Raw genomic sequence first — 22790 nt, 5'->3', positions numbered from 1 at the left:
AAAACCCGATCTCACCCCAACCACCTGGATGCCGAGCGTTTGCGAGACTGGTTGAAATCGTCCATCGGTGTCACGTCACGAGAGTCCGATTCTGTGACCTATCCCGTGCCACTCCCTTCGTTCCAGGGCAACCCCCTTCCCTGCCCCGAATTATCGACCCATCTGGATGCCGAAGCGTATGCCTGGCATGAGGCGGAAATCGAGATCTGGCCCATCCGCTGTTTTTGTTTCAATAACCGGGCCATCAACCTCATCAACGACATCCATTTCCGGTTGATCTTCCAGGGGGAAGACTTTAAAGCCGGCAGCGATTTTTTGTTTTGGTATTATTTCACCCAATCGCTTCGCGGCATCCTGCTCAAAGACCAGTATATCCCGGCTTTGCGCTACCGAGTCCGGCAAACCGGCAAACACCCTTACGAGGTTTATACCGGTTGGGAGTTTTTGTCTCCGCACTACGAATGCCTGATAGAGGAAGCGGCCGAACGCCTGCCGCCGGCCGCCGCACCGAATTTCGAACCTGCCACGGTATTGCGTCATTGTGCCGAAGTATTGCTCAGACAGGCCGCCGGCAATTCGCGCCTGACGCAAGCCCTGGAGAAACAACTGGCCGATTCGTGGCTGTTGCCGGCCTGTCGGCCGACTCGTCAAGAACCCTGGTTGACCGCCGGGGATCTGACGCTTGGCGAGCAGTGGGCCACCTGGCGAAAACAGCTTTCGGGCGCAGCCGGCGAAACCGGCTTCCAACTGGGTCTTCAACTGCAGGAAGCCTCAACAGAACAGCCCGACTCCTGGCGCCTGGAATTCCGTGTGGTATCGCGCCGCGACCCTTCGCTGCAACGACCGCTGGCCGACTATTGGCAACTTTCCGGCACTGCTCGGCAACATTGGGAAAAGGATTTTGGGTCCGATTTTGAGCAGCGTTTATTGATCGATTTGGGACAGGCCGCGCGTGTGTATCCCGCGTTGTGGAAGGGCATGGAAACGGCAGAGCCGTCCGCCATCGATCTGTCGCTGGAAGAAGCGTTCGCTTTTTTAAACGAAACTGCCTGGATATTGGAAGATGCCGGCTTTTTGATTAGCGTGCCGGCCTGGTGGACCCCACAAGGCCGGCGGCGCGCCAAATTGCGTATGCGTCCGGCGGCAACCTCGAAAAAAGCGGCACGCTCTACAACGCAAAGCCTTTTGAGTCTGGATCAATTGCTCGCATACCGTTACGAACTGACGCTAGGCGGTGAACAGATCGGCGAGGAGGAATGGACACAACTGGTCGAGACGAAAACGCCGCTCGTGCAATTCCGCGGCCAGTGGGTCGTGCTGGACCGTGAACGCATGAAAAACATGCTGGAATTTTGGCGACGGCAGGGCGAGGCGGAAGAAAACCTGGACATGCGCGACTGGCTCAAGCGCACCGCGGATGAGGCGGACCTCTTCGAAGTCGACCCGGAAAGCGCCTTGGCAGACATGCTGGAGAAGTTGCGTCATCAACAGCACTTACAGCCGATCGAGGACATTCCCGGTCTGAACGCCGAGCTGCGCGAATATCAAAAACGCGGCGTTGCCTGGCTGGTGTTTCTGGAACAACTCGGCCTTTCCGGTTGTTTGGCCGACGACATGGGCCTGGGGAAAACCCTCCAGGTCATCGCCCGGTTAGTGATGGCGCGTGACGAAGCCGGTCGCGGCCCCTCTTTGCTGATTGCGCCGATTTCGGTGCTCGGGAACTGGCGCAAGGAGATCGAGCGCTTCGCGCCGCAGCTCAAAACGCGGCTGCATCACGGCAGCGAGCGCTGCAAGAATGAAAGGGAATTCGCCGCGGCGGCGGAGGCCGTGGATGTCGTGATCGTGTCCTATCCACTGGCGCTGCGCGATGCCAAGTTGTTTCAAGCCCTGAAATGGCGGCGCATCGTGCTGGACGAGGCGCAAAACATCAAAAACCCCGAGGCCAAGCAAACCAAGGCGATCTTCAAGCTGAACGCGGACTATCGCTGGGCGCTGACCGGCACGCCGGTGGAAAACCGCCTGCTAGATTTATGGTCGATCTTCAATTTCCTGAATCCGGGCTACCTGGGCAAGCAAGCCGCTTTCCGTAAAGCCTTTGAGGCCCCGATTCAGCGTGATAACGATCCCATGAAGTCCGCGATGTTAAAGCGTCTGGTAGAGCCGTTCATTTTGCGCCGGATCAAGACCGACCCGGCGATCATCCGCGACTTGCCGGACAAAGTCGAGAACAAGCAATACTGCAATCTCAGCAAGGAACAAGCTTCGCTGTATGAAGCCGTGGTGCGCGACGTCGAACAGCAGCTGGAAGCCAGCGAGGGTATTCAGCGGCAGGGCCTGATGCTGTCGACCCTGATGAAACTCAAGCAAATCTGCAACCATCCGGCACAGTTTCTTCAGGATGACAGCGCCTTCACCGCCGAACGCTCGCATAAATTGGAACGGCTCGGCGATATGCTCGCCGACGCCCTGGCCGAAGGCGAAAGCGCGCTGATTTTCACGCAATTCACCGAAATCGGCGCCCGCCTCGAACGCTATTGTCGCAGCCATCTCGATTGCCAGACTTATTATTTGCACGGCGGCACGGCCCGGCATACGCGCGAGAAAATGATCGGCGAATTTCAAAATCCGGAAACGCCGCCGGCGGTGTTTATTCTGTCACTGAAAGCCGGCGGCGTCGGCATCACGCTGACGCGCGCCAATCATGTGTTCCATTTCGACCGCTGGTGGAATCCCGCAGTGGAAGACCAGGCCACCGACCGTGCCTTCCGCATCGGCCAGACGAAAAATGTCTTCGTGCATAAATTCATCACCCTGGGCACGCTGGAGGAGCGCATCGATCAAATGATCGACGCCAAAAAGAAAATCGCAGGGGCCATTGTCGGCAACGACGAGTCCTGGCTGACGCAACTCGATAACGCCACGTTCAAGCAGCTCATTCGCCTCAATCAAACCGCCGTATTGGAGTAAACCATGAGAGCGATACGCACCTGGTGGGGACAACGCTTTATCCAGGCCCTGGAGTCCTTCACCGATTCGGCAAGGCTGGCGCGGGGGCGCGCCTATGCCAATAACGACCGCATTCGAAGTTGGCAGCGGCAAGGCGGCATGGTCAGCGCGCAGATTCGAGGCAACGTTAATCCTTATTACGGTGTTTATAAAGAGCCAATCTATAAAACAACGATCGCCTTCCAGACGATCGACGCCGAACAGTGGCGGCAACTGATTCAAATTCTCGGCAGCCGCGCCGCTTTTATTTCCCGCCTGTTGCTGAACGAAGTGCCGGATAATATCGAAGACGTGTTTCGGACACTGAAACTGAACTTGCTGCCTTCCATCCGCACAGACCTGAAAACCGACTGCTCCTGCCCGGATTACGCCAACCCATGCAAGCACATCGCCGGCCTGTATTATTTCCTCGCGGCACAATTGGACCGCGACCCGTTTTTATTGTTCGAATTGCGCGGCCTCGAACGCGACGAATTGCAAAAACAATTACAAAAAACGCCGTTGGGGCAGGCGTTGGCGGCGGCCATCGGGGAACAGGACGCCGGTTTTGACTGCGTTGACAGCTACTTCACGCGCGCAAAAGCACACCCACTTGCCCAACGCATGACGCCATCCGACTTCTGGCATGGCCGTAAACGTCTACCGGAGAACTTACCGCCGGCCGTACCGGCGTCCATTCCGGCCTTATTAATCAAAAAAGGCGGTGGCTTTCCGGCCTTTTGGTCAAACGACCATTCTTTCATCGATGCGATGGAAGCCATTTATCAAACCATCCGCAAACGTGAAAAAGACTGGTGATATTCTCGTCCTATGGGGAAGAAAACTCCGGGTTTTAGCTTATACTACGCCCGGTCAAGTCTGCGGTTTTTAAAAAAACGCAATTACTTTAGAAAAGGTGGGGGCGTCGCGCTATGCCCTTACCTTTCAGATTCAGCAAAGCATTTCGCGCGCCGAACCCACCTTTTCTCGAAGCTTTGTTTTTTGTGGAAAATCCCATGCATACCGTAAATATGTTGCAAGCCAAGTCATCCCTGTCCCGCTTAGTGGAAGCTATCGAACAAGGACGCGAGCGTGAAATTGTGATTGCCCGGAATGGCCACCCGGCTGCCAAACTGGTTCCGATGGATACGGTACCCTCCGGGAAACGCATTGGTATAGCAAAAGGTTTGTTCGTGGTGCCAGACAGCATCGATGCGCACAACGACGAAGTGGCGCAGTTGTTCATGGGTGAGGGGCAATCTTGAATCTGTTGCTGAATACTCACGTTGCACTATAGGCCATTACAGATAGACAAAATTACCGCAAAAGACGCGTGATTCGATTGCATCACCCAAGATAACCGTGTGGGTCAGCGCGACGATGTCTGGGAAATTGCGATCAAGCACTCGCCGTCGAGGCGGAGCATGCGAGTGCCGTCGAAGGGTTGCCTGCGCACCACCAAGACCCGTTCGATCGTATTCTTGTGGTTCAGGTACTCGTAGAGCCGATGCGTTTAATGACCCACGATCCCTTGGTAGCGCTCTATAGCGACACAATCATCAAGATTTAATGTAGTTATCTGTAACCGGGCGGAGTTGATTGCCCACTCCTGTGGAACATAGCACAAGCCGGGATTATCTCAAATAGCCATCAATTAAAGTGAGTTCTTAGTGTAGCATTTGGCGTAACAAATTAAATAAGCCAATTGAAACCCATTATAAATCAATGCCCACATACTGCTGCATCATCGGCGTATGTTCTTTTTGCTGGTCTTCCCCATTACCCTGATTCAATTTGTCTTTCATTCTCATCTTATTGATAACAGAGGGTTATTAACATCTTTATTCGTCTCGCTTAACATCATCCGCACTTATCAAAACTTACCTACACTTTACATTTCAATGTAGCTTTTTTATATCATTTCAAAAAAGCTATACTGAAATTTCAGGGCAACTAAAAAAGCTATACTAACCTGAATTCGGGATAAGCCATTAGGTCCGAGGCAGCAGATTGACTTTGATGAATGAGTGCAGGGGGTTGTTGTTTCTCATCCCGAACTCGGGTTTCAAGTAGGGTACGCTGTGCGTACTTTTTTCGGCGGCAAAGGTACGCTCTCGGCAATTGCTCCTGCATTGCTCTATCTCCTGCATCCCTGCAGTCGAGCGTACCCTACGAAACGGTCCATAAACGCCTGCCGATTCCGTTCGAATTTGTTTCCTAAAACAGCAGCTTACGCGAAAAGGTGCGCGCTGGACTTCTTATCCCGAACTCAGGTTATACTAATACGCACTTCGACTCCCGCACAGCCAAAGCTTTGCAACCTGGACAGCATATCACCTTTACCGATTATCCCGGTCTTCGCCTCTCGGCTTCAGCTAAGTTGCGGACCTGGATTTATCGATATAGAAGCTCAATTGATGGACGCGTTCGGCAAGCCGCTATAGGTCATTGGCCGGCCATGTCCTTTCCAGCCGCTATTGTCTCTTGGGAAGCCTTGAAAAACCAGCGCGATTCAGTATTATCAACAACTTTATGAGCCTGCTATCGCAGCATGACTCACAACCAACAGCCTCCGAGATTCCCGGGGCGGTTCAATCCCGAAAGCCCCAACCGAAGGATAGTCCGACGTTCAAGGAGAATTATTGACTTGCCTTGGTTGGCCGGATAGAAATCAGAATATCCTGCACTAGCAATTTACATGCAAATCAAAATTCTCATCGATACGTATATTTGGTTAGATGTAACAAAAAGTTTTCTACATATTGGTTATCATAGAGGCTACTTCGCTAAATATGGACTTACTATTCCATGCGAAGATATAAACAACCCCTTGATAGCCCGAGTAGCCGCAACATGGAACAAGGCGCGTTCATTCTCATCGCGTAAGCGGGCTTCTGTCGGATCTTGCGTTTCGGTACTGATTTTCAATGGCACAACACCCTCATTGATACCCGCCATTAAAACCACTTTAAATTCCAACCCTTTTACACGATGCATCGTCGCCAAGCGAACACCCGGCAAATTTCTGTTATCCGATTGTTGCCTTGACAATTTTCGGGTTTCGATTCCCAGCTGTTGTAATTGAGAGCCATATTCATCGACTAAATGATTAGTTCGAGCAACTAAACAAATATCTTGAGAGAGTAAGCCATTTTCAATTAATGCTTCAATTCTTTCCCTTATCCACTTAGCTTCTTCACCAATGGAATTAAAATGCTTAATTTCAGGAAAGTCCCCATGCATCAGCGATCGATAATCGGTCAACGTATCCTGAGCATCATCCATGTCATCCACAGCAATTCCTTCTAAGACTTGTGTAGAAAAACGTCGAATTTCTTCGGTGGTTCGGTAATTGATTTTCAGTTTTTTGCCTCGCCCACGAATATTAATCCCGCATTTGCCTAAAACGGCTTTACGCTGATAAATCCGCTGGTGCCCATCACCGACGATGAAAAGGTCGTCTGGCCCCTCTGGAATCAAGCGGCGCAACAAGGTCAGCATTTCCGGCCCGAAATCCTGACCTTCATCGACCACAATTGACCGATAACGCTTAATATTCGCGCCCGAATCGAGCATGGACATAATATCAAAGGCCGCATCTTCAATTGTGGTCAGCTTTCTTTGTGTCAATTGGATACGCATTTCTTCGAAAACCGGCCAAATATCGGCCCTCTGTTTTCTGGTGAGCGGTACGCCACGCCCCATGCGGCTCGTGGTTAAATAAGCCTGACGCGACCGAACGAACTGCGGCAGAATGACCCTTTCCCATTCTTCCCTATAAAAGCTTGTCGGTAATCCTAAGCTGGGCGAAATTAAACCCTCTGCCAAAGACCAACATTTTTCATATTCACTGTCTTTGCCATTGGGATAAGCAATTCGGAAGTCATATTCTTGCTGCTTCAAAAAATTCACTATCCAGGCGTCGATGTGTTGTACGTCAATGCGTCTGAGCTCCTGTGCCGTACAAATCTTGCGTAAACTTTCCTGAATATCGACGGCTAAATTGCTGGTAAAGGTTGTAAACAAAATCCGTTCGTTCGTTTCGGCCGCTTGTGCAGCCAGCCATTTAGCACGGTGCATGGCAACGACCGTTTTACCCGTGCCGGCACCGCCGAGCACGCGAACCGGCCCGGACCAATGACGGTCGATGAGTCTGCGCTGAGAGGGATGCAGAAAAACCCGCCATTTTTCCAACGGCGCTTCCAGCATTTCCAATAACTCCATTTCGTCGGCCACGACATAGAAGCGCCGCCTGGATGCGTCCTGGTTGAGCGCTTCGGCAAAATCCTCAGTATCAACCGCTGTCGATTTTTTCGCGGCGTAATCGGTTAATATTTGGTCCAACGATGTTCCTGCCGCCAACAGATACAGCGCTTCGAAGGCTTCTACGGGCAGCGATTTTTCAATCGCCTCCAATGCCTCGACATGGGGCAAGCCTTGGATTCTTGCTAAATCATCCGAAGGGACTCCCAAACTCAACAATGTCTCGTCCGATAAATCAAATAGACGATTTTCCTGCGCTGCCTGAGTTTCAATCTTGACCGGTTCGATCTCCGGTTGATTGCCTTGCAGTATCTCGACCAACTGCAAAGCGCCCGTCTGCGGATGGATGTCGCAGCGGTGACTACGCGCCCAATCGTAGGCGTCATCATGTTTATCGACCCACAGAAGAATGTAAACGTTGCCTTGCGCCGGCTTCAGCACAATACCTCGATAATCCTGATCGATTCGCACCGAACGAAAGTTCACGTCCCGTGCATCGTTGATTTTTTCGTAATTGATGCCGTTCGCCATCGGGTTGTAACGAAACTTTGCGACAAACTCCATCACCTTCCTCTGTTTGGCTTTCGGAATTTGCGCAAACGATTCCAGAAAGCCATCCCCAATCGCTATTTTTAGATTTTCCACTTATCGCTCCCGATTCGTTAGCAACGTCAACAATCGATCCATCCAATCCGGGCTTTGAACGCTAATCATTACCCATCCCGGTATGTTATTGTGAAAGTCGTCGTAGACGCGATGTCCTCGTCGCGTGGGGACGTCCTCGTCGCGACGAGACGTCGCATCTACACTTAGATTTTCCACTTATCGCTCCTGGTTCGTTAGCAACGTCAACAATCGATCCATCCAATCCGGGCTTTGAACGCTAATCATTACCCATCCCGGTATGTTATTGTGAAAGTCGTCGTAGACGCGATGTCCTCGTCGCGTGGGGACGTCCTCGTCGCGACGAGACGTCGCATCTACATCGTTAGGGAGTTCCGCTCTATTTTCCATCATCAGCGCGATGGAACGGTTGGGCCAAGCCAATTCAGCCGTCGCCACGACTTGCGAATCCAGATACAGATCGAGACCGACTTCCGGACAATCAATCCCTGCGGCAACCAATTGCTCCAATGCAAACTGCTCGATCTGACACAAGTCAAAAACGGCTTGCCAGCGCTCATCGGTGGTTTGCAATGCGGCCGATTTTTTCAGTTGCTTCGACGACGGCCAGCCTTCCAGTAAATTTTCATACATTTGCTCAGCGACACCGGTTCGAGTCGCCACCGTAAAATAAGGAACAAATTGCAGCACATTGACCGCATGCCAAAAGCCGCGCCAGATTTTTTCAAATTCCTTGGTTTGTGCCGCCGCGGTATCGTCGAGGGTCACCGAAATGCCAACCTCTTCTAACAGGCGTTGTTTCGAGCTCAATGCAGTCGCTGGCAAATAAACGGCGATATCGACCGGAGGGGTCCCCGTTTGAATCCCTTTCAGCAAACCGCCAAATGCCATCGCATCTTCATGAGTCTGCAGCCATTGCCAAACCGTGCCTGGAACAACCCTATTCAATCCCATTGCCGGATCGTCCCAAAGCCGTGCTTTCAAGGAAGGCAAATAGAGCCAACCGATCGTATTGCAAAGCGTAATTTGTTGGAGTTGTGATAAGGTTTCTGCCGGCTTCTGCAAAAATGCCAGCAAAAGCTTAAACGGCCCGGCGGTCAGAGCATCCTCAATCTTTGTTGCTTTTTGCCATTCAAATCGTTCCGCCAATTTATCGTACTGAGCCAACATCGCGGGTTGACGGTGATTTAATAGATAATCGTTGATAACGGAATTGGGCTGTTGGCCGCTCTGCGGTATGTCCTGCCACCCCAGGCTCCATACGCGCCGCCCCGAGCGCATCACCGCCAGGCGTTTTCGCGTATCATCGGTCTGGTTATTGAAATGCGGTCCGAATCCATCCAAGTACAAGGCCCACTCGCCAAACTCGGCCAGATCGTTTTCCCTGACCGGACGCAGCATAAAATCCGGGATGGTTTGCAATAAAACGTCTTGAGACGGCCCAAGTTTTGCTTGAGGTTCAAGTTCCCACACTTGATCAGCGCCATCTTCTCCTCGCGCATGAATCCAATAGCCGGGTTTGCCGTTGACCGTCTTTTTGGTCATTCCGACAGATTTTGACAACGCACTGACAAATAACGCCTCCAACGGGCTACCCAGCGCGCTGTTCATGTCGATTTGGCTTAATTGCTCGACCGGCTGCAATTGATCGCGCAAAGCCAGAATTCGCTCCAACAATTCGATCGCCGCTTTTCTCGAAATCGCCGCCATGTTACGGCTATCCCGGTAAGCCAGGATACAATGATAACAACCGTCCTGATCGGCCTGATCCGCACAGGTGCAACTCAACAACAGATCATGAGCCTGCTCCAACAATCCCATCAAATTATCGGAGGTGCGCATCAACTCCTTCAAATAACCGGTTCCGCCCGGAACGCGGTCATAGATCACCAGATATTGACGAGGAGAGTGACCATTCGCATCCGATTCCGACATTTCGGTAATTTCAAGGTGCTGCACGTTGCCACGGAAATACTGACGCAGTCCCATATTCAGAGCAGCGATGAATGATGTCCTTCGCACCTCGGACTGTGCGACATCGGCCAGCGGCAACAGAATACGAATGGCTTCGGAATTCAGCTCCCTATACAGATAAAGACTGCTGATCCAGTCAGATTCGCTGACTTGTGCTCCCGGTTTCGATAAAAGGCAATCCAAGGTATGCGCATATTGACCTTTGCGCAATCGTTGCCGTCTGACCATGCCGCAATGCCGGCAAATCACGAAGCCTTTGCGCGCATCGCTTCTGCCGGCGACATGAAACGTTTCGGCAGAATCACCCGGTTCTCCAAAATTGATTTCCCGAAAATGCGCATTGCGCAAATACTCGAATCCAAATGGCAACTCGTCTCCGGCAATCCGATAGCCGCCCTGCATCGATACAGGCGGCACATCCACCAGCAACTGCCGCTGATAAAACACCGGCTCACGTTGATCGTTGTCGTCCCCGATACGATCACTCTGCGCATCTGCTCTGGCATAGACTTGCCGAAGCTTCAGCAGCGTGCGCTTTTGACCGGTATCGGCCCACTGCGCATTACCACAGCGGGGGCATACGCCGTGCGGATCGCCGCTCTCTTCAAGGTTTTCGTTGTAATGACACGAAGGACATAAACGCCAGGTTTGGGGCTTTGAAAGTTTCAAATCGACTTGTTCGATGTTTAATTGATGCTCTGCCGCATAAAAACGGGCCTCCGGCACCAATTCGCCCAGCGCGGCCTGAGCGGAGCGCTGAAACGAAAAACTCAAGGCTTCGTACCGTTTGCGTTCATCGCCTTCATCACGTGTTTCCCTGCGGCGGAGAATGACCGAATTCAACGTGACCCCTTCCTCCGGAAAGGCATAATTGGGCAATAAGCCTTCATCGGTGAAAAAATTCAGCGTCAATCGTCGATTGATGCTGCCAATCAATGCCAGCAATGCCCCCCGCTCGCTCCTGGAATCGGCCAACAATTGATCGCGGGCTTCATCGGCAGGTTGGGCTTCCAATTGCGCAATGCGTTTTTTCAATTCATCGGCGCGGCCTCTGACGGATTTGCGGGTCTCGACAAGCTCGCTGAGCCGATTCAAGATGCGCCATCCCAAAGCCCCTTCGGTTTTACTGCCCAACAAAAACTTTTTAATGTGCTCGATCCCCTCGACATCCAGATCAGGAAACAGCACCAAAAATCGATCCAAGATCGAAAGACCGTGCTCATCGACAAATTTAAGCAAATTGTGCGGAAAGCCATCCAGCCTTCCGGCTTCTACCGTATCCAGCACCCTCTGTAAGGTGCCAGGAATAGCGGAGGCATCGACGCCGGTTGCCACCCATCGATCAAAACAAAAGGCGATCAACTGCCTTTCCAGCACCGCCATCGCTTGCAGAAAAACACCGGGCGGAGAAATCTGTCCCTCCATCATTTCTTTCGGGCTGGTGTAAAAATAAAGATCGTGCCGATGCCCAGTCGCGATGGTAACCGCCAGCGCATTACCGTCGCGGCGCCCCGCCCGCCCAATGCGTTGCAGATAGTTCGCCTGCGCCGGCGGCACCGAACAGAGCAACACCGTCGACAAATCGCCGATATTAATCCCCATTTCCAGCGTCGGGGTCGCGGACAAGAGATTAATATCCCAAGAATTGCCGCCCTCGATAAACGAGGATTCAATGGCGTGGCGTTTCTCGCCGTCCAGTAAACCGGTATGTTCGCTGGGCACCAAACGCCGGGGCCACGCACGATAATGCCCGGATCGCGCCTGCATCGGCGCCGGCTGGTAATGGCCGAAACACCCTTGCCGCAAGCATTTCATGCCGATCAGCCAATGCAGTTGCCGGCTTGGCGTCGGCAAGCGATGCTGACAGTCCTTGCAGGCGACATCGAGCATTTGCGTGGTCACCTGCCATTGCGACGGATTCAGGCCCCAAACCATCTGCTGACGGACCTGGATGGCATGTAACCAACCATCCTTTTCCAGCACATCCAGCGTAATCGTGTACGCCTGTTGGTACTCGGCCGAAGCCAACGGTTGATCAGCCGCCAGACATTTGTTGAACCAGTCGCGATACCAAGCGCCTTGGCTCAGCAAATTTTCAAAATTGCCGGAGACCTGATCCATGCTCAGCATCGCCGGCGGCCGGTTGCCGAATCCGTATCCCGGCATGAACGGCAATCGGGTCAGCAAAAACTCCTTGCCGCCTTCCTTGACGTAAGTCTCCAACTCCTTCGTATAAAATGCGCCTTTTTGCCGAAGCCGCGTTAACATCCCCAACAGAAAATAGCGAACATCGTTGACAGGCACATCCGAAAGCATGCCCAGTTCTTCTCGTAATCGATGTGTCAGACGGTCGCAACTGTTTTGCAAGCGATCGTTATCAGGCACCACGGTTGCCACTGCCGAACGTTCGAGCGTCCGTCCGATCCGGCAACGCAGCCCGAACTCACTGATCACCTCCCAAGACAGACGTTTGGAAACCAAGTTGGCCACATCGCTGGCATTGGGTATTTTGCCGGTCGCCTTCAATTCCTGATAACCCTGCAACCATTCCATGTTCGGCGCGATAAATGTGCCGACGAAGACTTCCTCACTGGCCAATTGCCGCCGCCAAAAATTCGGAAATTCTTGCGCCAGACGGGGTAACGCCAGCCCTTCACCTTGGCTACGAATATATCGAGCCAAGGCATTGCGCAGCGTTTGCGAATACGTTCTCGCGCCAAAAAAGCCGGCCCGATGCGCCGCATCCTGCACTGAATCGGAAAACGCGATCAGCTTGTAATCGTCGTTGAAAGATGATCCGAACAACTCTCCGATCATCACACTGGACAGGTTTGCCGCGCGGGAACCGATTACCGATAGCGACTCATGGCCGCTGCAACAGGGACAATCGGCCGAAACCACGGTCCTGTTGATGCCGTTCCGCTGCACCGGTTTACGAATGTCCGGCGCCCAAAGCGCAATGCGCTCCCCTTCACAGCCTGTACAGACATTGCCGCCTTTCAACGGCGACAATTGATGGCAACGAACACAAAGCCAGACTTTCTCGTTGTCGGCTCTTCTGCGTTCGGAGTCCAATGGAAAAAACAAGGCCGCATCCGGTTTTTGTGCGAACCAGGATTGATAAAAACCCTGCAAATCGGGCTTTATTCTGCGTTCCCCTTCGGCAACGACCGAGCCCCAGGCAACGGCATGGCATTCCCGGCAGTGCAGAAGCGGCAGATGCAGCGGATCGGCCAAATTGCGCAGATCATCGGCATGCGTCAGTTCAGGATTTTCACTCACACTAGCGACCATCCGCCTGAGTTCGCGCAACCAAAGCTGAACCCTAACCTGCAAGAAAGGTTCGACATCGTCCTTCTTCACAGGCCCTTTTACATCATACCCCGGATTTTTCCAGCGCCGGGCGGCCGAGACCAAAGCCGCCAAGCTATCGATCAAGGTTTCGGCGGCTTCCTGGTCGGGCAGGCGCAGGCGCTGCCGCCATTCGTTCGCCAACGCTCTGGCATCGCACAAGACATGCGCTTGCCTTAACAACTCCTGGAACGCCGTCAGCCGCGACAATTGCTCGCCCAATAGGACGGAAGCCTTGATTCGGGCAGATTCGTCAGCGGCATCCAAAGCCAACGACTGACCCAGCCACAACTCGGCGGCGCGGCGCAAATAAACGCCCGCGTCGGATTCTCCGGGACGCAATTCGGCCAGTGCCTCGACCGGCCATCGCGCGATCACCTCCTGATGCGCGCCATGACGGCTCAAATATTCATCCACCGCCAAACGATCTTCCAGCACGATCGCATCGTCATCAAACGGCGTGGCGAATACCTGTTCGGCATAGTCCTTAAGATCGGCGACAGCCGACGCATCGCCGATGGTGGCCGAAGTTCCCACGCAAGCCATTTCATCACCGGCGCTCAATTTATCGCGCAAGCGCCGGATCAAACAGGCCAGGTCGGTTCCCTGCGCGCCATCGAAGGTATGCAGCTCGTCAACCACCAAATAGCGCAACACGCCCGGCGAATTGAATTGCCACAAACGCTGATCCTGCGGTCGCATCAGCAAAAAGTCCAACATCTTGTAGTTGGTCAGCAAAATATCCGGCGGATTGTCGCGCAACGATTCCCGATGCGTAATCACTTGTTCCGGCGTCATCCCCCGATTGTTCGAGCCATCGTCGCCGGTAAACAGGCCGACGCTCAATTTGATGTCGAGCTTGCTGCATTCCTTCGCAAAACGCCGCGCCTGATCGGTCGCCAGCGCATTCATCGGGTAAATGATGATCGCCTTGATGCCCGAATGCCGATGAGACAGACAATAATCCAGTATCGGATACATAAAGCATTCGGTCTTGCCCGAGCCGGTGCCGGTGGCGACAATCGTCGATCGTGCGCCATTGCCGGACAAACGCCTAAACGCCAAAACTTGATGTTGATAGGGCGTAAATGTGATCGAATAATGCGTAAACGGCAGCGGCTCGCCGGTTTCAGCGGTTCGATAAGGCAGTTTGACTTCCAGCCAGGGCCCTTTCGCCAAATTGCCGTCTTTGTCGAGAAAGTCGTCGATCAAGGTTCGGCTGGCGTCGTGTCTAAACCCGTGTGTGGTAACCGGAAACGTTGTACGCAAAAATGTTTGCAGACCTTCGACAATCTGGCGCGCGACCAATATGGGGAGCATACCGGCCTTACCGTATGCCCTGAATTTCTAAATTTAAGGCCGCCGCCAAATTTAACCAGGCACGGTCGGCAGTAAGCACCGGAATCTGTCGACGCATGCCAAAAGCCAAGCAAGCGCGATCACCCAGCGATAAACCCAGCGGCCGTGAAATCGACCATAATCTTGCGGCGCACTCGGCATCTTCCAGAGTAAAGGCCTCGATTCTTACCCCAAGCGCTTCGATGTCTTCGCGCAAGCCTTCGATATCTATGCCGCGGGATAAGGATTTTTGCATCACTTCGGACCAATTGACCGTTGAAATGAAGCTCTCGCCAATGACCGCGCCAACGGTATCCGCGCCGGGTTCTTCGTGCAGATAAGCCAATAATGCAGAAGCGTCCAAAACAATACTCATAACTCCCCATCACGGCTGGCTTCGCGGCGACGGTCCGCGATCAATTCATCGGCCAAGCTGACATCGGCGGGAATTTTTGCAAACCGGGCTTTCAAACGCTCTCGAACGTTGTCTCGTTTTTCGAGTATCAAACGACCGTCTTCCACCTTCGCTATCAGCGAAGCGTCATTTTCGGCGGCAATTGCGCGTTTCAATTCGATCGGTATGACCAAGTGGCCTTGCGCATCGAACTGGACTTCGGTTTGTAAAATGACGGCCATAGTTGCCTCCTGAGGGTTGGGATGAGCGGTTAAACTATATCAGACGCTTAGCGGCAACCCTAACTAAAGTGCCTTGATAAATGCTTTCAAACCATCCAGCACCGGGTGATCGAGATTCCAACAACCTTTCTGAGCCGCCAAGCCCACTGCCGTCACACTCTCGTGCATTCCGGCCAGAAAAGCCTGTGCCTTCGCTTTACTGCGATTTTTAGGGAAATAGAAACATCCCGGTTCTTTGGGTTGGTTAGGTTGCCGGATCATTAACGAGTGCTCCAAACAAGCTAGGTATCCATCGACACAATTCATCGCCGGATGATCCGTTACTGTTTGTAAACATAAATCTTCCAACATGCCTTCTTCTTGATTGCCCGGCATGATGAATACTCCGACACGGCGTTTATCAGTGCTGTCGTAATCCGCGTGCTTTGTCGGAACCGGTTCCTTATTCTTTTTTAAAAGATCGGTAATGCTTTGAAATGCGGCCGCCGGATCGCCGTCCGCATCACGGATGATCGCGTAGGATTGAACTTGTTTATCGAAGCTCAACAGGAACGCAGCCAATTCATTCGGAAACTTGTCTTTTCCGCCAACCTCCCAAATGTCCACATTTTCAACCCCGCAATTTTTCAGTAAAGCCCCAAAAAAATTGACTTCATCCTTGCCTTCGACCAATAAAACCTTAGGCTGTGTAATCGATTCGGCCATCAACGCACCTCCCAATTGCGTTCAAGCGCCGCGCCTAATACGCCATGCGAATAAGTTTTGCCTTCAATGCGTCCGTCTAAGCGCTCCAAGCGCACATAACAAAACTCATTTTGTAAATCTTCCGGCAAGCCCTGAACTGCAGCCTGCAAGCATTCATAGCTGTGCGTCGTTGCGAAAACCTGACAATTGAATTGCTTGGCGGCCTTGACGATGCCCGCCCAAACTTTCGGCAAAGCCGAGTAATGGATGCCATTCTCGATTTCGTCGATAAAAACGCAACCGTCTCTGGTGGTCATCATCACCAGAATGACCGACAACAAGCGCCCCATGCCGTCGCCCATGAAGGCGACCGGAATTTTTCGCTCCAAGCCTTCCAGTTGGGCATGAATAAAGGTTTGGTCTCCGACCGCAACGGCGGAAAGACCTACCAGCCTGGGTTCGACGGTTTCCTTCAAAAAATGCACGACTTCTTGCAATTTGCCGACAACATCCAATTGACCGAAGCGAACCGCATCCTCTTGCGTGGCAACTCTCCCGGTCGCCGCAAGAAAAACAGCCTTTTCCGAATTAACTGACATGTTTTCGATCTCAAGACTGATGCCTTGCTGGCCAATGACGTGGTGCGAAATCTGCGGCGATTGCTTATCCAGTTGGTAAACAACATCCAGCGATAAACTCGGCGTAGGCTTGGCTTGAGTGTCTATTTTTGCCGGCATGCCGTGCAAAGCAGGAATTCCGGAACGAACCCGGCTCACGTAATCGCGATTCAATTGCAGTTTAAGGTTAGCGGTGTGCTTTTTTTCATCCTTAACCACAATTTCGATAGCTTTCTCCATGTCGTATTTAGAAAACATCGGCGCCCACATCGCATCGGGATTGAGCGATACGAAGGGAACATTGCGCCAGGCATATTGGCGCAGCAAGGCATCCGCGTTATGGCGATCGAAATAAAGAAACAGCGCTTCCAGAAAACTGGTCTTGCCGACATTGTTGCGCCCGCCGAGCAAGGTAACCCTCGCCAAAGCGCTGACCTCAAACTCCGATAAGCCTTTAAAATGCCTGATCTGCACCTGTTTAATCATATAAAAACCTAATTTATCGTTTCTTTTTAGTGTTCAAAGCCGCAGGCTTTGCATCATTTTAACTGTCTTCTATCGTATCTCTGAAAAATGCCACTATTTTGAAGTTGACATCTGCCATCAAACAATCCCGGACCTAGCTCATTTCGGCCCGGACTGAACTTGATTTTCAAAAAACGCCCAGGCAATCCGATAATCCACTTCCCGGTTCGGTTTGAAGAAGGGGGCGACGTAGGTAATCGTGCGTTCGGTGGGGCCGCCGGGGAGCGTGTCGTCCAGGAAAGTTTTGGTGACTTGGCCGGATTTCATATCGGCAATGTCTTCCCAGCCGAGAGCGATGTCTTGCTCGTTTCGGTCTGTGCTTTGGATGCCGTAGCGGATGCCTTCGTTGAGGTCGGATTTGCGGACTTTGCGCGGCAGACCAACGCCGACCAGGCCTTTGCTGGGGGTAAAGACGATGCGGCCGTTTTGGTCGTACCAGGTGTCGGCTTCGTACTGACGCATCACCGGAAATTGGACGCGGTAGATGGTCAGCAACTCTTCCAGTGTCATGCCCAAGGCTTGCGCGACCAGCACGTCGATTTCCAGCAGCGCCTGACGGCGGGCATAATCGATGCGTAAGGCGCAATGGCGTTGCCATTCAGGCGTGAGGTTGGCAAAGAAAGTAGCCGCGGCATCCTGCCGCGAGTCGAGCGCCGGGGACGGCGCTGCTACGATCGCCCCGGCGCTATTCGATAGCGCGGGGTGATTGCTGGACCAGCGTTGTTTTAGAAACTCTAGATTCCATAACTTTTTCCATAGCGAGGCATAACTATGGGTTAAGCAAAGAAGCGTCAAAAATCGACATTCTGCCGATTTGCTTGAAATCATCGGAAAAAAACGAAGCGTCGACTCCCAGAGATCGGTCTTACCTGTTGATTTCAAGTAAAAATCATAGATGATAGACTGACATACAGTACCGAGAGTAATGGCGCTAACTATGTCCTTGAATGTTGTTCCAATACAAGTATTGATATGCGCAACGTAAGGGGGGATTATTGTTGTTATCAGTGATCGTTCTGACGATGCACCGAACATCCTGCGATTCACAAACCGATAATACTCCGTCACCCGCCTCGTCTCGTCTTCCCCCTCTTCAACCCAACTCACCTTCGGCACCCGCGCAAGATAATCATCCACCGAGCAGGCAGGCACATAGTTCGTGCGCGGCAGATAGTCATCCGGCAAAGTTTCCAAATCCAGCACATCGTAATGGCTGTTTTGAGTGCATTCGGCGCGAGGGGTTTTATAAAATGGCGTACCGACAAAAAAATGCGGACCGGACAATACCCATTCGCCGGCATGTTTTGGGAAACGGGTTTCCCTTTTTATCGTGCCGTCTTTTTGCGCATTGGTTTCGTCAAACATGACGGTTGAAACATACCCGCCTTGCAAATCGCCCAGCCGTTTGGGTTGCGCGGCGAACTTCTCCAGTACCGCGAGCAATTGCCGGGCGTGCAAGGCGGGCAAGCGGGCTTCCAGCGCCGGGGTTCCGGCTTCGTCGTAAAGTTTGGCAAACAAAGCCAGTTCATGTTCGCCTACGGAAATCATGCGGTCGCGGTGGCCTTGGGTATTCCAGCGAGTTTTTACTTTACCGTCGGCGTCTTCGGTTTCTTCCTTGATACCGGGGATTTCCCCGGTACCATCATGATTAAAACATGCATCAAGAGTTTTAGGTGTAAATAAATTGTTAATGCTTAAAAACTTAACTTTAGGATCGGCCTTAGCTAAATAAATATGAGTCCCGAACCTTAGCCGACCATGATCGTTTGTTCCGACGAAAAGGGTAAATTCATTTTGATATTGGGCATGCAGCCGCAATCTCTGGTAAATTTCACTCCGAAATTGGCCTCCATTTGGATCATCATAAACACCTTCTGGGTGAACAAACCCGCTTACTCCTTTAGCTGAGCCATTTGCCCAGGCTCTCGGCAAAAAGCACTTGTACAAATTGGTCTGCATGCCCTTCAATTCCGGGTAATTGCAGACCGCGTTGAGAAAATTCTGCGTCCCTTCCGATTCCTCGAATTCCGAACGCCAGGCCGCTTCCAGTTCGGGTATCCGGTGAAAGGTTTCTTCACGCAAATCCGCCAACTGCTTGGCGCTGTGATTTTTCAGCACGAAGCGCGGCTCGAAGTCGCCCAGCACCGCGCCGCTATTCCATTCCACTTTCAACCAGGGCGGGTTTCCCAGAATCAGATCAAAACCACCGTGATGGCGTGAACGGCGAGACGCCGCGGCTACCGTAGCAGCGGCGTCCCGCCGCTCATCCCCCCGCTCACTCCCCGCAAAACCTTCGGATTATCCCGAATATACTGGCGAATCCGTTCCATTTGCTCGGGATTGCGCACGATATGATCAAACGATTCCTTTTGCCAAAACGTTCCCGTTTTTCCGGCCCGCTTGTTGATTTCGTGCGCGGTAAAGGATTTCCACGACTGGGTTATTTCGGACAGTTGATGTTTTCCGAGCGGCGCGACCAGCACATGCACATGATTCGGCATGACCACGAATTCGTCCAGGCTATAACGCTCGCCGTCGAAATGACGCAAGGCATTTTCGACCAATTGCTTGTACTGCGGCTCCGCCAGCAGGCAGGCGCCATAACCGTTATCCAGGCATTGGTGCAAACGCTCGGTAAAGCGCTCATGGTATTCGCGCTTCTCGTCGTCGCTATGGGGTTTGGGGTGTGCCGACAGCCAGGCATCCCGTTCCGCTCGCCACCGATCGAGCAAGGTTTGCGGGAGCGAGTCGGCGGTGCGGAAGGTCACGAAATAAGTCACGCCTTCTTGCCGCCAGTGGGGCAGGTTGCCGGCGTATACGGCCACAGGGTCTTTGGGGCTGTAGTAGCCCAGGTTTAGGGGTGTGGCGTTGGGTGATGAACGGCCGGAGGCCGTTGCTACTGTTCCGGCGAAGATGTCGGCAAAGGCGAGGTGCCAATGGAAAAACCGGCGTTGCCCCGCAATTTCGTCGGCGCGTTTGAGCCTTGGCGAGGCATTGAACAGTTTATTGAGATTGACCACGCCAAAGCGATTCACGAAAGGCACCGCTTCCTGACGCGGTTGGGCTTCAGTGAACAATTCCATTTGTTCGCCGCTCGGCCCCACCGGCACGGTATCGCCCAATAACAGCGTTTCCAGGTCGAACAGCCATTCTTCGCGGCTGGGTAAATCGAAGGCGTCGTGGATCGGCCAAAACCACAGCGCGCACCAGTAATCCATCACCAGCTTCAGGCGGCGATAAGCGCTGGCGTTTTCCAAGCCCTTGGCTTCCAGTTCCTGCGCCAAAACCTGATCCTTAAAGCCCAGCGAAGTGGGCTGTCCGCTCAATTCGAAACCGTAAATCCGGTAAGGATCGGTCGTTTTTTTGCGCAGCCCAGCCAGCGACCGGGCATGTTCATGCCACAGTTCCTCGACCTTGGCGCTCAGTTTTTCCAACCGCTCCAAATCGGTTTTATCGAACGGCTTGATAAATCCTTTGCGCCAGGCGCTGATGGCTTTAATTTGATCGGGATAGAGCGATTTGACTTCCTTGTCGCTGTAGTTCGCCATGCCGCTGTCGGGCAACAGAAAGTGCCAGATTTGCCCGGATCTTCGTGGGACGGACATCGGCACGGCCTGAGGCGCTCGATTGAGCCAGCAGTCTTCGTCACCCGATTTACGGTTGAGCCGGTCGCTGGCGAACACTTCTCTGCGGGCGCCGATCAACGAATTGCCGCAATAGAGTTGCAGCCCGAACCAGGGCACGAAACGGTCTTTGGACAAGGCATTCAGCCAGAGCGATACTTCGGCCAGTTCCACCGCGACCGGATTCAGGTCGATGCCGAACACGCAATTGTCGGCCAGATACATTTTGACTTTTTGCAGTTCTTCCCGGTATTGATGCTGCGGGATGCGCTCGTTCAAGGCCGATTGCATTAGCTCCAGGTATTTTTCGGCCAGTTGGTTGATCGCTTCGTTCAAGAACGCCGCCGAGCCCATGGCCGGCTCGCAGACTTTCAAGGTTAACAGCTTTTCGGCGCGGGCGCGGTCGTCGGGAAGCGGTTCGAATTGTTCCTTGAACAGTTCTTTCAACGCATATTTGACCAGGCTGCGGGTCAGCACTTCCGGGGTGTAATAGGAGGCGGACTTTTGCCGGTCGCGGCCGGCCAGGCGGTAAATGAAGCTGCCTTTTTTGTGCAGGCGCAGAACTTTTTCGCCGCGCTCGTTGCGGTCGTACACCCGTTCGTTGTCGGCGTAATCTTCCAAGGCTTCGCGGGTCACGAAATAGCCGGTATCGAGGTCGTCGGGATCGGTATCGGCTTTTTTGACTTCGTACAAATCGTCCTGGGCGAAAAAGCCGCGATAGGACAGCAGCGCCTCGTACACCGCACCCAATTGGTTGATGCCGAGCTGGGCGTAGGAAATCCGCCCGCGCCGACGCTTGCCCTTGGCTGGGCGGCTCAGCGACATCAACTGAATGACGCGTTGCAGAATGTGGTTGGGAAAGACGACTTTATCGAGTAACGCGGTGCGGTTCGGATCGAACAAGTGCGATTTGAGCGGCGCCAGTTCGAAAGCGTCGCGGCCGGTTTGCTGTCCGATCATGAAGAGGTTTTGCTCAGGCTTATGCTCGGTGCCTTCGCCGACCAAACGAAACAGCATCTGGATCGAATGATGCAGATAATGGCCGTTGCGTTCCACTTCGCTGGTCAACGGCATCAGTTCCAGATCACGCAAGGCTTCGAGCGAATAGCCTTTCAGGTAAACATCGGAATCGGTCGGCGCATAGCCCAAATCCGGGCGGGCTTCGATATAAAACAAAAACAGTAGCCGGTACATGTAGCGCAGGCATTGTCGTGTTAGTTCTTCACGATCGAGCGCGTCCTTGCCGGTGAAAATGCCTTTTTTATCGGCACGGGCCTGTTCGATCAATTGCTGCGCGGCTTCGTTGCCGAGCAATTCGATACATTCGCGCAACGCATATTTAAGATCTTCCGAAACGCCATAGGCATGCTTGTGCGCGTTTTCGTCCAGCGTATCGAGCAGGCTTTGGCCTTGGGCATCGAGCAGCGATTCTTTATGCAACAGCACCGATACAGCTTTCAGAGTATCGGTTTCGCGGCGAGTGAACAGTTCTTTCCAGTCGAAGCGCAACAGGCGGTGTTGGGCAAACTTGGCGCGATCCAGGAGCAGCCATTGAAACGGGCTGACCAGCAGCACCCAGCGCGGCGGCCGGGTTTGGGTAAACACGGCGGTGGACAATAGCTTTTGCCAGTCCGGCGCGTCGGAGCCTGCCAAGGTTTTGGCGACCGGAATAGCGCTCAGGCTGGTCAGTTGCGCCGGATGGATGCTGAGGCTCAAGGGATCGGCGTCGAATTCGTCGCCTTCGTCGAGCGATTGCGCTTCGAGCACCCATAATAAGGGCTCGCCCTGCGGCGCGCGCAATTCGCCGAGCAAGGGCAATTCCAGGTCGTCATTGCCGCTGAGAGGTTGTCGTGTAGCCTGAAAAGGTAAATCGAAGATGTTCAGCAGTTGCCGAATCAAAGCACGCCCTTTGGCGAGTCGCTCAGTCGGCGGCTGTGGGCGTTGAATACTATCCAGTTGATTCAGCGCTTCGCGCCAAAACGCATTCAGGCGATTGTAAGGTGCGCGGTAGCCGGGTTCCTTAAGGTTTTGTTCGCGGGCGGTTTCGCGGGCTTCGGTTTCCTGATTGCCCCAGGCTTCCAGCACGCCGCGCACGTCGCCGGTAAAGATTTCCGACAGATAGTGCTGGCTGTAGAACTCGTTTTCGTTGGTGATACCGATCCAGTTCACG

At 53.1% G+C, this 22790-nt stretch carries 11 protein-coding genes; 3 read left to right on the top strand and 8 right to left on the bottom strand.

All coding sequences use genetic code 11. From position 1 onward, the window contains the following. Window positions 1-93: 93 nt before the first annotated feature. The 3 genes from CC94_RS0109995 (at window position 94) to CC94_RS0109985 (ending at window position 4250) form a co-directional block, all read left to right on the top strand. Window positions 94-2967, top strand: a complete 2874-nt coding sequence (locus tag CC94_RS0109995) for a DEAD/DEAH box helicase (protein ID WP_245619731.1) — start codon at window positions 94-96, stop codon at window positions 2965-2967. A gap of 3 nt (window positions 2968-2970) precedes the next feature. Further along, a complete protein-coding gene (locus tag CC94_RS0109990; protein ID WP_031430698.1) occupies window positions 2971-3804 on the top strand; it encodes an SWIM zinc finger family protein in 834 nt (277 codons plus the stop codon). A 113-nt stretch (window positions 3805-3917) separates the two neighbouring features. Next, on the top strand, window positions 3918-4250 hold the full coding sequence (locus CC94_RS0109985) for a type II toxin-antitoxin system Phd/YefM family antitoxin (protein WP_245619730.1): 333 nt from the start codon (window positions 3918-3920) through the stop codon (window positions 4248-4250). Window positions 4251-5763: 1513 nt separating this feature from the next. On the opposite strand, the gene CC94_RS0109975 is transcribed toward CC94_RS0109985, so the two are convergent. The 8 genes from CC94_RS0109975 to CC94_RS0109940 form a co-directional block, all read right to left on the bottom strand. Next, window positions 5764-7893, bottom strand: coding sequence for a 3'-5' exonuclease (locus CC94_RS0109975; protein WP_036303891.1), 2130 nt, complete (start codon window positions 7891-7893; stop codon window positions 5764-5766). Window positions 7894-8070: 177 nt separating this feature from the next. Then, the gene (locus tag CC94_RS0109970) at window positions 8071-14409 is read right to left on the bottom strand and encodes a DEAD/DEAH box helicase (RefSeq protein ID WP_051911439.1); all 6339 of its coding nucleotides are present in this window, start codon (window positions 14407-14409) and stop codon (window positions 8071-8073) included. Window positions 14410-14524: 115 nt separating this feature from the next. Beyond that, window positions 14525-14911: a type II toxin-antitoxin system VapC family toxin gene (locus CC94_RS0109965; protein ID WP_005369425.1), complete on the bottom strand. Its 387-nt coding sequence runs from the start codon at window positions 14909-14911 to the stop codon at window positions 14525-14527. After that, complete coding sequence (locus CC94_RS0109960; RefSeq protein WP_005369418.1) at window positions 14908-15171, bottom strand: hypothetical protein; 264 nt, start codon at window positions 15169-15171, stop codon at window positions 14908-14910. The genes CC94_RS0109965 and CC94_RS0109960 overlap by 4 nt, the downstream gene beginning before the upstream one ends. A 63-nt stretch (window positions 15172-15234) precedes the next feature. Next, window positions 15235-15876 carry a DUF3226 domain-containing protein gene (locus CC94_RS0109955; protein WP_005369416.1) on the bottom strand — a complete coding sequence of 214 codons (642 nt, stop codon included), beginning with the start codon at window positions 15874-15876 and terminating at the stop codon, window positions 15235-15237. Continuing rightward, entirely contained in the window at window positions 15876-16958 is a 1083-nt protein-coding gene (locus CC94_RS22300; protein WP_005369415.1) for an AAA family ATPase, read from the bottom strand. The genes CC94_RS0109955 and CC94_RS22300 overlap by 1 nt, the downstream gene beginning before the upstream one ends. Window positions 16959-17096: 138 nt before the next feature. Beyond that, window positions 17097-19169, bottom strand: a complete 2073-nt coding sequence (locus tag CC94_RS0109945) for a hypothetical protein (protein WP_036303888.1) — start codon at window positions 19167-19169, stop codon at window positions 17097-17099. A gap of 65 nt (window positions 19170-19234) precedes the next feature. Further along, on the bottom strand, window positions 19235-22789 hold the full coding sequence (locus CC94_RS0109940) for a transposase (RefSeq protein WP_051911436.1): 3555 nt from the start codon (window positions 22787-22789) through the stop codon (window positions 19235-19237). Window position 22790: the final 1 nt, after the last annotated feature.

This window comes from Methylomicrobium agile (genome assembly GCF_000733855.1).
Lineage (GTDB): Bacteria > Pseudomonadota > Gammaproteobacteria > Methylococcales > Methylomonadaceae > Methylomicrobium > Methylomicrobium agile.
The sequence above is the reverse complement of the archived record's forward strand: the minus strand, read 5'-3'. Positions and strand labels throughout refer to the sequence as shown.